Origin of the sequence: Rhodopirellula halodulae (assembly GCF_020966775.1) — a bacterium.
GTDB classification, from domain to species: Bacteria; Planctomycetota; Planctomycetia; order Pirellulales; family Pirellulaceae; genus Rhodopirellula; species Rhodopirellula halodulae.
The window spans coordinates 2,217,665-2,229,659 of sequence record NZ_JAJKFV010000029.1 but is presented as its reverse complement, the minus strand read 5'-3'; the positions used below and the strand labels follow the sequence as shown (position 1 = coordinate 2,229,659).

General features: G+C 54.7%; 8 protein-coding genes. 2 read left to right on the top strand and 6 right to left on the bottom strand.

What is annotated here, in order from left to right; genetic code table 11:
- Position 1 precedes the first annotated feature (1 nt).
- Positions 2-1,261, top strand: coding sequence for an NAD(P)/FAD-dependent oxidoreductase (locus LOC70_RS20905; RefSeq protein ID WP_230255911.1), 1,260 nt, complete (start codon positions 2-4; stop codon positions 1,259-1,261).
- 93 nt (positions 1,262-1,354) lie between these two features.
- The gene (locus LOC70_RS20900; RefSeq protein ID WP_230255910.1) at positions 1,355-2,263 is read left to right on the top strand and encodes a hypothetical protein; all 909 of its coding nucleotides are present in this window, start codon (positions 1,355-1,357) and stop codon (positions 2,261-2,263) included.
- 39 nt (positions 2,264-2,302) lie between these two features.
- Here the strand turns inward: LOC70_RS20900 and LOC70_RS20895 are convergent, their stop codons facing one another.
- The 6 genes from LOC70_RS20895 to LOC70_RS20870 all read right to left on the bottom strand — a co-directional run bounded on the left by LOC70_RS20895 (position 2,303) and on the right by LOC70_RS20870 (position 11,951).
- On the bottom strand, positions 2,303-4,738 hold the full coding sequence (locus LOC70_RS20895; protein WP_230255909.1) for a sulfatase-like hydrolase/transferase: 2,436 nt from the start codon (positions 4,736-4,738) through the stop codon (positions 2,303-2,305).
- Positions 4,739-4,873: 135 nt separating this feature from the next.
- Positions 4,874-6,505 carry a sulfatase-like hydrolase/transferase gene (locus LOC70_RS20890; protein WP_230255908.1) on the bottom strand — a complete coding sequence of 544 codons (1,632 nt, stop codon included), beginning with the start codon at positions 6,503-6,505 and terminating at the stop codon, positions 4,874-4,876.
- A gap of 96 nt (positions 6,506-6,601) precedes the next feature.
- Positions 6,602-7,240 (bottom strand): family 16 glycoside hydrolase, encoded by a 639-nt coding sequence (locus tag LOC70_RS20885; protein ID WP_230255907.1) that lies wholly within the window; start codon positions 7,238-7,240, stop codon positions 6,602-6,604.
- A 177-nt stretch (positions 7,241-7,417) separates the two neighbouring features.
- On the bottom strand, positions 7,418-8,803 hold the full coding sequence (locus LOC70_RS20880) for a Gfo/Idh/MocA family oxidoreductase (RefSeq protein WP_230255906.1): 1,386 nt from the start codon (positions 8,801-8,803) through the stop codon (positions 7,418-7,420).
- Between the two features lie 66 nt (positions 8,804-8,869).
- Complete coding sequence (locus LOC70_RS20875) at positions 8,870-10,417, bottom strand: sulfatase family protein (RefSeq protein ID WP_230255905.1); 1,548 nt, start codon at positions 10,415-10,417, stop codon at positions 8,870-8,872.
- A gap of 52 nt (positions 10,418-10,469) precedes the next feature.
- Entirely contained in the window at positions 10,470-11,951 is a 1,482-nt protein-coding gene (locus tag LOC70_RS20870; protein WP_230255904.1) for a sulfatase family protein, read from the bottom strand.
- Between the last annotated feature and the right edge of the window lie 44 nt (positions 11,952-11,995).

Sequence of the window (11,995 nt, the reverse complement as noted above, 5' to 3'; positions counted from 1 at the left end):
CATGACATCCGCTGCTTCATCAGACTCCGTCACCGTCGTCGGTTCCGGCATTGTCGGTTTGGCGTGTGCCCACTATCTGGCAGAAGCCGGTCTTCGCGTCTCCGTGATCGACAAAGCCGGCGTGGCCGAGGCGTGTTCGCATGCCAACTGCGGTTACATCTGTCCCAGCCACGCATTGCCGTTGACCGAACCCGGCGCGTTCGCGATGGCTCTTCGTTCGCTGCTTAAACCCAACTCGCCATTTCGCGTCAAACCTCAATTGGATCCTTCGCTCCTGAAGTGGATGCTCCAATTCGCGAAACGATGTACCCATCGGCAGATGCTTTCGGCTGGACGTCCTCTTCAAGCCATCCTCGACTCGTCGATGAGCGAATACCGCGAATTGATCGTCCGACACGGTCTGGATTGCGAATGGAGAAGCGATGGGCTGTTGTACGTGCTGCAAACCGAACGCGGAATGGAAACCTTTGCCGAAACCGATCGACTGCTGACCGAAGAATTTGGAATCGCGGCAACCCATATCTCTGGAGAAGACCTCCCGCGATTCGATTCAGGACTCCGCTCGGGTTTGGCAGGTGCCTACCACTATCCCGATGACACTTCGGTTCGTCCTGACAAACTCAATCTGTCGTGGGCGAACTCGCTGAGACAACGTCATGTCGAATTCGTCGAGAACTGCGAATTGAAATCGGTTCGCACGGAAGGGTCCCGCATCGTTTCGCTGGAAACCAGCGCTGGCGAAATGCAGAGCACGCATTACGTGTTTGCGATGGGAGCTTGGAGTAAACACTGGGGAAAACAATTGCAGTGTTCGATTCCGGTTCAACCGGGCAAAGGCTATTCAGTGACGCTGGAGCGTCCCGAACACTCACCATCCAACGCGATTTTATTCCCCGAACACAAAGTGGGCGTTTCGCCGTTCGCCGACGGGTTGCGATTGGGCTCGATGATGGAGTTTTCTGGGTTTGATTCCTCGATTCCTCCCCATCGCATCCAACAACTTCGCGAGTCAGCGCGTCCGTACTTGGTCGCATCCGTGGACGGCCCCGCCCAGTCCACTTGGTATGGATGGCGTCCGATGACATGGGACAGTTTGCCAATCATCGGACGATTGCCAAATCACTCCAACGGTATGCTCGCCACCGGCCACAACATGCTTGGGCTGAGCCTTGCTCCGGCGACCGGGCGACTGGTCGCGGAATTGGTGACCGGACAATCGCCGCATCTCGAACCAGACGCTTACTCGCCGACTCGCTTTTGATACGCGTCTCTTCATCGGTCAGAAGCTAAACTCTTGGTGCTGGTCCGAATCCGGGTGAAGCCAGCAATCCTGTTCTGCGAAAAGTGTGCTGGCATGCGTGTTTGGATTGGTTGCTTGTGGGTGATCTTTGTTTCGTCGCATGTCGCAGCGCAAGTCACGTTGCCCATGCATTCGGAGTTGAAGCTTCAAACGCCAAGAGCAGTTCACTCTGCTCCCACCCCTGGCGCGCGAACGATTGTTACCCCGGTTGAATACGCCGGCACCGAGGTGCATCACACGTTGTACCTGCCGTCTGATTGGACGGCAGACGGCACCCCGATTCCAATCATTTTCGAATACACGGGCAATCGACATCCGCCATCGGGATCATCGGGCAAGGTGGAAGACGCCGGTCTCGGTTTTGGCCTTTCGGCAGGCAGATTCATTTGGGTGGTCTTGCCGTTCATCAGCAGTGACGGCCGACGCAACGAAGATCGCTGGTGGGGCGACCTGACCGCAACGGTCCAATACGCCAAAACGAACGTGCCGAGAATCATCCAACGGTTCAGCGCTGATCCGAACGCGGTTTTTCTCTGCGGGTTCTCCCGCGGTGCGATTGCGGTGAATCATATCGGGCTGCATGACGACGAAATCGCGAACCTCTGGACCGCATTTGTCACGCACGACCATTTTGATGGGGTTCGCGAATGGACGGGAACGCAGTGGGGCAGCCCTCTGGACCAGTATCGAGAGCAGGCGGCGATCCGTCTGAAGCGGGTTGCCGGTCGTCCTTATCTCGTCTGCCAAAACGGGCACTACGGAACCAAGTCATTCGTTGAAACCGTGCTGCCGCGTTCTGAAAACATTCAGTTTTTGAACATCAACACCCAAGCCATTCTGGGCGAATTTCCCAATCAATTTGCCAAAGCTAGCCACAACGACCGCTGGCTGTCGCTTCCCAGCGCGGATCGAACAAAGGCTTGGCAATGGATCAATGACGTGATTCGGAGTTCAGACCGCTGAATGCTTGGTTCTTCGATTGAAAGAACCGATCGACTTCAATCACTTGATGCTCTCAACCGGCTTCAATGGGATGTGCACGTTGAACGAATGCAGTTTGGCTTCCGTTTCTTCCGCGGCACAGAATAGGACCGCGGGCTCACCATCCTGCAAGAACAATTGAGGACGTTCCAGACGATGAACCGGTTGTTTGATACCGTCCGCCCAAGCAATCACGCGTTTGGTCACGAGCGATGATTTAGCGACCTGCCATTGAAGTCCGTCCACTGATTCAAACAGAGCCAGCGAATCACTGTCCACTCCGTTGAACATCCCCTGATGATCATTGACGATTGCCCAGCATTTTCCGTCTTGGAACCAAATGTAGGGATCTTCGGCAGCGAATTGGACGCCAGGAGACGCGAACAACGGTTCCATCTCTTTCACGAACGGACCTGTCGGTGATTGAGACAACGCTGCTAAATGCACCACGGGTCCACCGAAGGGAACGCGTCCGTTCTTTCCGACCGCTTTGTAGATCAGAACAAAGGTGCCATCGTCGCGTCGCAACATGGACGGATTGCTAACCATCAACGCGTCGGGTGCGGAATCATCCGGAGTGATATCGATCAGTGGCTGATCCATGCGTTTCCACGGACCATTGGGATGATCGGCGACCGCCACACCGATTCGTTGGTTGTTGCGATGAATGTAGTTCAGCTTCTTCGTTGGATTGCCGTCGCCCGTGTTGCCCATGTAATAGATGTAGTACTTGCCGTCGAATTCATGGACGGTTGGATTGTGGGTGCACAAACCATCCCAAAGCTCTTTCCCACGAGCGGGCAGCGGCACATCAACAAACTTGTACGGCCCCAGTGGATGATCGGACGTCGCATGCGCAATCTCGGAATGCGTCACCCAAGCCATGTGACCCAATTCGCGGGGCCAGCGGCTATAGAACAAATGGCAGACCCCATCCGCATCGCGGACCATGCTTCCGCCCCAGATGTATTGGTCCTCATCAATGAATTTCGCCTGAGCAGGAACGGGCTGCATCATCGCGGAGAGGTTGATGCCGCTGGCGGGGCGTTCACCACGTGCCGCATTTTCAACTTGCCGTGAGCGTTCCGCCTCTTCTTTGCGAACGTTCACACCATGGGGATCGTTCCAACGCGGAGCCAAGTTGTCTGCATCCCACGCCACGACTTTCTGCCAGAGTTCGGCAACTCGTTCTGGATGGTCATCCGACAGATCGCGTGTTTCGTATGGATCGCTTTGCAGATCGAAAAGCATCTTTCGATCCTTGTACCGCGTGTCAACCAATTTCCATCGACCATCGCGAACGGCGTAGCCATAGTTGCCGTCACCCATCGAATAACGCCAAAACAACGGACGCTTCGGCATGGACACATCGTTTTGTGTTAACGACGGAAGCAGATTCTCGCCGTCCAACTTTGATTCTTCGGAAGGCGAAACCCCGGCGGCGGCCAAGACGGTCGGGAACAAATCCAGCGCCGTGACGGGGGCATCCTCTCGCACACCCGACGGCAATTTGTTCGGCCAAGTCATCAAGAACGGCACGCGAATGCCGCCTTCGAATAGCATGCCTTTGTGACCACGATACGGGAAGTTTCGTGCGTGCTCACGACGTCCACCATTGTCGCTGTAGAAGATCACCAAAGTCTTCTCGGACAATCCTTGTCGTTCAATCTCGTCGACCACGCGACCAATGCCCGCGTCCATTCCGGCCACCATTGCACCATAAACGGCTCGACCGCCGTATTCGATGTGTTCTGTGTGTTTCAGGTGGGCCCGAGTCGCCTGGTCGGGTGCGTGTGGTGCGTTGTAGGCCAAATACAAAAAGAACGGATCGTCCTGATGACGCTGCACGAACTTGACCGCTTCCGTCGAGAAGTCATCGGTCAGGTGGGTCAAAGTGTCGACGTCCACGTGCTCATCGTTGCGGTGCACGCCGAATTGCTGCGGTTTGTTTCCAACCGCTCCCCAGTAGCTCAGTCCGCCACCACTGAAACCGAACCATTCATCGAAGCCTCGTCGGTTTGGCCACATCGGTTTCGCATCGCCCAAGTGCCACTTGCCAATCGCCCCGGTCACGTAGCCCGCTTCCTTCAATGCATCCGCCAGCGTCTGTTCCGACAAAGGCATTCCCGCGGTCTCTTCGCCATGCCATTCCGGATCATGGGGCGGGTTTGCCTCGTGTCCGAATCGTTGCTGGTAGCGTCCGGTCAGCAACCCAGCGCGACTGGGGCTGCAATAAGGATGCGATGCGTAACCGCTGCTGAAGACAACGCCCGATTCTGCCAACGCATCCAATCGAGGCGTCGGGATCTCTTGGCAGCCATTGAATCCCACATCGCTGAACCCCAAATCGTCCGCCACGATGAGAACGATATTAGGACGTTCCTCCGCGTCCGCACGAGCCGAAGAGGACGCTCCCGCGACGACGATGGCGATGACAAAAGAAATTCGAAAACACATAGATCGTTTCTTCACCGAGATGATTGAATATTATTGGCTCGCGGAATCTTTGCCGCGTGTTTGGAAACAAACGTCCAAATTGAAAGCGAAGGCCCCATCACTGTGACGAACCATTCGTCCTCGCTGACAAACGGCTCACTTTGACTTGTAGTTCTTTTCGCTTTCCACCGTGTATCGCAGAACCTTTGGAGGACCTTCGCCTCGGGCCTTCGTCAACTCTGCTTTCCACGCAGCCCGAAGCCGCTGCAATTCGGCCGCCGAATGCGGATCATTAATTAGGTTGGCAAGTTCGTCCGGATCGCTTTGAAGGTCGTAGAGCTCTTCGTAAATTGGCTCTTCGCCCTGCAGCGACGATTCAGCATGATGTCGATAAACGGGGATCTCATTGTCATGAACGCCGTAGAGCATCTTGGACACGGGAATGCCCATTTGTTTGGCAACCTTGAGCTTCAGTGAAGCCGGTGTGCGTTGATTCTCGTAGTATCGAATGTACTTCCAACGTTTGTCTTGAACCGCCTCGATCCGAGGGTTGCCAAAATGCGTGACCCACAAGTTTTCAGTGAAAACATACGGACGGATTTCACCACCGCTGCCGCTGAGCAATGGACGCAGCGATTTCCCTTGGAATGTTGACGGCGATTCGATCTCAGCCAAATCCAACATGGTCGCGGCGATGTCGATGGTTTGCACCAACTCATTGCAGCGAGCACCTCGCAGAACCGCAGGCAATTGCGGGTCAAACACAATCATTGGCACGTGAGTCGTCTGCTCGTAGCAAAGTGCCTTTCCGCCCAATCCGTGCTGTCCCATGAGCAATCCGTGATCGGAACAGAAGATGATCACCGTGTTGTCATCCAGCCCGTCGTTTTCAAGTTTGGTTCGCAGGTTCCCGATCATCCGGTCGATGCCAGTCATCGCTTGCATTTGCCGAATCACGCGTTCCTTCAATGTGTCTGGTTGGTCCACGTAGTCGTAGCCCGTTTGACGCTCCTGCGCGTGAAGAACGTTTGCCGGCAACTTTGGCGTTTGAATATCCGCTTTTGCGACGTAATGATCAGGCAGCGGGATATCGATGTCGCGGTAGAGCGTCTTGTAAATCTCATCGTCGCTCTCTCGCCTTTGCATCGTGCTGGTTCCGGCACCGTGAGGCAGGTTCAGACAGATACTCAAACAAAATGGTTTGTCGTTTGGTCGCTCATCGAGAAAACGTACCGCCCCTTCGAGGCGATGCTCGTTGGACAAGAAATCTTGCGCCCCCTCATTCACGATCTCCACCTGTGTGTCGTATTCCGCTCCTTCAAAGATGTCATGCACATCTTTGGGGTAGAACCGTATATGACCGTGACCGGCATAGAAATAGTCGAACGATTCTTCCATCAAACCGCTCTGGTATCCTCCCTTGCCAATTGGAGCGTGATTCTTTCCGACATAGCCCGTGTAGTAACCGCCATCTCGCATCAACACCGGGTACGACTGTTTCCAAGCATCTGGAGCGACACTGGTCCCCGAATTGAAATTGACGCCGTGCTTGCGTTCATACTGACTGAGGAAAATCGAGATGCGACTCGGCGTGCAAATGGCACTGGTCACATAAGCTCGGTCAAAGAAGACACCTTCTCGAGCCAATTGGTCCAGGTTCGGCGTGTGAGTCCGTTCGTTGCCATCGCATCCCATCATCCCGTAGGACTGATCGTCCGTCAGAACAAAGATGAAGTTGGGTCGTGAATCCTGGGCATGCAAGTTGGACGAAAACAGTAAAACTGTCATCAACGCAGCTTGCACAAAGCGTCTGATCGGATTGTTCATGGTTGGGGACGTTGGCTGATGAGTGGTAGAAGCATGTTGAACACTGACGAAAGCGAATCAATCCGTCGAGTAAACCTTCAGGTTGTCAAAGTCGATGCTCGATCCATTCACGGTCATGCCAAACTGGGTTTTCGTTGGATGAGCGAAACCGGACGAGTCCAGGGAAAGCACCTTCTCTCCATCCAACCGAACTGTCATGACCGTTCCTTGGATGATCACCTCCATTTGATGCCATTCCCCGCTTGCGAGATTGACTTTCGCGGAGGCCTGCGTACGTCGGAGGATCTCGTCGAGTTTTTTTTTTGGGGCAGGCGCGAGCGATTTATTTTGCCGCATCTCTCGCACTTTCAGATTCATCGATCCGACTTTGTCATCGCTGATCGACATTCGTTTGGGTGAGACCGACGCACGCGCCACATGCCCGGCGTGCACTGTTTTGTCGTTGTTGTCGTCAATCACAAAATTGAATCGACTGCCACCGTTAAATCGAAAATCAAAAGCAACATGCAGATCGTCAAAGTTCATCTGTTTTCGCATCGTCGATCCGTGGTCGTCACGAATCTGCTCGCCGAATAGCACACCATCACGAATGGTCCACGCGTCTTCCATTCCACGACCGGTCCGATAGCCATCGCCGAGTTGACTTCGCCCTTCGAAGTCATCCTCAAACAATAAAGACGCTCTCGCCTTCGCCACGTTTCCCTCATCAGCATGTGATGACGCGAAGCCCTGGAGGGTCAAAACGAAGAGGATCAGGAGACAACGTAGAAAACACATGGATTGCATTTTTAGATTGGGAATGAAAAGCAATGGGAAACTTGAGAAGGAAACAGGATCTCGTTCACGCGGAATGATTCGCAAGTGACTCCCGCGTCACAATTGGATCTCGTATCCTGCTCGATAGTCACGCTTCATCATCGATGCCGCCAACTCGTCACCGATCACGGATTCGGACGCTTGGTCCCATTGGATTCTTCTGCCCAACCGACAACAGATGCCCGCCAAATGACACACATTCAGCATTTTCATGTGCGAGTGGACATCTGAAATGGGCTGCGAGCGATTTTCGATCGCGTGCATGAAGTTGGCCCAGTGCGCCGGCCGATCATTGCCTTCCATTGGCATCCCACGGTAAATCTTGGCAACGGCATCCTCGGGCAGCGGATCGTTCTCCAGATCTTCGACTGGCTTGCCAACCAAGCGTCCTCGATTGACAAAGATGCGTCCGTGTTCGCCTTCGAACAAAATGCCATTGTCAACGTCATGACGAATGTTCATGACCACGTCGCCATCGGCGAATGCGACGTTCAAATCGAATGCACGAGCGGTGTTGTACCGGTTGTCTTGCAAGGGCATTCCATCGCGGAATTCCACATCATGTTCGGCCGTTCCATCGACCGACACGGGGTCGTTGTTTTGTCCCGCGGCAGCGATGCCCAGCATGGCAATGTCAACATGGTGGGCACCCCAGTCGGTCAGCTTGCCACCGGAGTGTTCATACCACCAACGAAAATGGGTGTGCCCGTTCGTGTAGTTTTTATCATCACGTCGGGCATCCTTTTGATAGCGATACGCCATCTCAGGAGTCGGCCCCAACCAGCGATCCCAATCCAACTCTTTGGGAACATCCGCCAAAGCGATTTCCGGGCTCCATCCTCCCGCGTCAATTCCGACCACCAACCGCTTCAGCTTGCCAATGCGGCCTTCGGAGATGATGGCCAAAGCCCGATTGAATTTGTCAAAACTGCTTCGCTGCTGCGTCCCCACCTGAACCACTCGGCCGGTTTGCTGCTGAATTTTGCGAACCAACTTCCCTTCATCGATCGTCAGCGTGAGCGGTTTTTCGCAGTAGGCGTCTTTTCCCGCGAGCATGGCCTCAATCAGGATCTTTGCATGCCAGTGATCGGGCGTTGAAATTTGGACGAAGTCGATGTCGTCCCGCGAAATGATGTCACGATAGTCGCTGGTTAGATCCGCCTTTCCTTCGCAGAGCAAGCCATTGCCGCGATCCAGGTGTCGCTGATCCACATCGCACAACGCCACCAAGTCCGCGAATTGCTTTCCGACGGGCGAGGTCCGGGTCCCATTGCCACCAACGCCGATCAACGCAAAACGCTTGCGTTCATTCGGTGACTTCGCCAACGCCTGGCGCGCAGGCATGCTCCATGGCGTCAAGGTCGCTGCTGAAACCACGCCAGCGGTTTTTAGAAAGCCGCGACGAGAGCACGCGGATGACGGTGATTCAATCTTCAAAACCATGTTGAGACGTTCGGGGAAGTCGTTGCGGGTTGGTCCACTCGGCTTATGTCTTGCGCACGCATAACGTCACTTCTTTTTCGCAGCTTTTCGTTTCTGCTGGCGAAGCGTCAACGCGGGTCGTTCCATCTTGGAATCAGGTTCCCGAAAGACCCAAGGTTCCCATGCTTTGCGGGCCGCCTGCCATTGTTCCAACGAGCGAGTGGGATACCAACTCGGCCATCCGTACTTTTCATAGTCGTACTCATCGCGATGATTTTCGACCCAGCGATCCACACTCATGCCGGAGATCGCGGCAGGAAAAACGTTCAATGCACGGAAGTCTTCGCTGACGCCCTGATCCAAAATCACGTTCTCACGCCACTCGTTCAGAGGGTTGAGCAGATTGTCACGTGTGTCGGCATAGCTTGGGTCATCGATCACATTGTGAACTTCATGCGGATCTTCCCGCAGATCGTAGAGTTCCAGCTCAGGTTTGACCGAAGCCATGAAATGAGCTTGCGCGGCGTTCAACTTGCCTTGCATGTGCAGCACATTCATCTCCGCCAGCGCCGGGTAGGCACCTTCTTTGTACTGATTGAATTGGCAATAGGCTCGTTCCGGCATCAAGTTGTGTATCAACTTGAATTCCTTCGAACGGATCGCTCGCATGGCGTCATGCGTTTCATCCATTTTGTCTCGTGCCGAGAAAACGTATTGGCGTGAGGCGAGCTTTGGATCCAGCAGACTCATTCCGTGCAGGGCGACGGGAGGCTCGATTCCGGCGGCTTCCAGGATGGTGGCACAGATATCGATCGACATGACCAAGTCCTCACTGACTTGCCCCGCATCCACCTTGCCAGGCCAACGCATGATCATCGGAATGCGGATGCCACCGTCATACAAAAACTGCTTCCCGCGAATGTGGCATCGACCGTGATCCCCGATGAAGAACACGATGGTGTTCTTGGTCAGTCCCTCGCTATCCAAACGCTTGAGAAGCTGCCCCACTTCTCGGTCCACCAACTGCATTTGCTCCAAACCATTGGCCCAATCACGACGGATGAATTGGGTGTCGGGGTAGTACGGCGGAAGTTCCACGTCTTCTTCCGCGATGGGACGCTTTGGATCACGTTTCCACGCCCGGTGGGTGCCCCCAAAGGTGATGCGTGCAAAGAACGGCTGCCCTTCTTCACGCTGACTCCAATCCGTTCCTTCGAATAATTGCTCCTTCTTGTCAGGAAGGAAATTGCAGTCGGTTTTGTAGCTCATGAGTGCGGTAAAGTAGCCCGCATCCGCGAACAGATGCGGAATCGGTCGCACTCCATGCGGCAGAGGTTGCTTGTTGTACTCACGGTGCTGATTTGCACCGATGTAGTTTTGATGAAAGCCCGTCATCATTGCGGAACGTGACGTCGAGCAAACCGGCGACGTGGTGAAGGCTCGTTCATAACGGATGCCTTCCGCCGCGAGCTGATCAACGTTCGGTGTGTGCACGCCTTTCGTTCCGTAGCACGACAGATCCGCGGACCAATCTTCGATCGTGATCCACAGCACATTCGGCCGATCATCCGCCGACGTCGACGACAGAAAACTCAAGCTGGCGAAAACGAATAGTGCTGGAAGCAATCTTCTCATAAGGTCACGTTTGTTTGGTGAAAGAAGTCGGGCAATGTGGCAGGAAACAAACTCAGTAAGCGCCATTCGTCCCAAACATCTGTAGCTTCGACGGACGGGGTCGCTTGCGAACCGAGTGATCGGGTTCCCCGGTGACTCGATCAAATTCATCAGGAGTTCGTCGGGTGGGCATGTAGTCCGATGTCCGCTGTGTCCATTTCATCAACGCGGATTGCAGTTCCTCTCGAACCGTGGCGTAGGCAGGATCGTCAAATCGGTTGGTCAATTCGCCGGGGTCGCGTTGCAAGTCATACAATTCCCAAGCGTCGCGAGGGGAACGAAAACACGCTTGCTGTGCTTCGGTCAACTTGCCCTCGTCTTGCAAACGCAACATCGCTTGCCAAGACAGCCCGCGTCCCGCATCGGCGGAAGGTGTTGCCGGCAAATCGACGTAGTCATTGCGAATCAACTTGTATTGATGGGTCGCCACCGCACGGGCGTGATCTTCGAAATCGTGCCAGTGATCCTCCGCAAACGCATACTCGCGATGTGACTTCGTGGGATCGTTCAGAACCGCCGCAAAGCTGCGACTGGAATCTGAAAAACTTTTGCGGTTTTCAACGCCAGCCATAGTCAAGAACGTCGCACCGATGTCGACCGCACTGACCAATGCCTGGGTAGTCGTCCCAGAAGCAACCTTTTTGGGATACCGCACGATCCACGGGGTTCGAATCCCACCGTCATACAGCGATGTCTTGTCGCGAGGGAAAGGGCGCCCGTTGTCGCTGATGAATAGAACGAGCGTGTTGTCATCCACTCCTTGCCGTTCCAATTGACGCATCACTTTGCCGACATACGAATCCAGACGCCCGATCTCGTCATAGTACAAACGCAAATCCTCGCGAACGTCGGGGACATCTGGCAGATGCGGTGGTACGATCACGTCGTCGTGCGAATGAGGAGGATCCAACGCCCCATCGTTGTACTCCCGGTGCGGATCCAAGGCTGCCAACCATAGAAAGAACGGCTGATCGCGAGGACGTTCCTTACACGCACGCTCCCAATCTTCGCAACCGCTCGGCTGCGCCGCGATCATTTTGGCGGGCTGACCGTCCTTCCCGGACGGAAGTACAAACCCCGCCGTCGATGCTTCGTAGATTTTGTCAAAGTGGTCTCGCACCGCATCGCCCATGTGCCACTTCCCCGCGGCGGCGGTGTAGTACCCCGCGTCCTTCAAGCGTCCGACGAAGGTGTCGCTGTCATCGGGAAGCGGCCAGTGCAGTTGCTCCGCCCCCGTGTTGTGTGGGTACTTCCCCGTGATGATGCTGGCACGCGAAGGACTGCAAGAATTGGTTGTTAAATAGGCGTGCTGGAACTTCATTCCTTCCGCCGCCAAACGATCTAGATTGGGCGTCCGAATTGCCGGATGCCCATAGGCTCCGCAATCGTCCCAGTTCATGTCATCGGCGATGATCAGAACCAAATTCGGACGCGTTTGCGCGAACAACGATGACGTGATGCAACACGTCAACAAAGCGATGGTGAATCGGAGCACGAGAACCCAGGGGGATGGAGGCGGGCAAACATTCGCGGACCCTC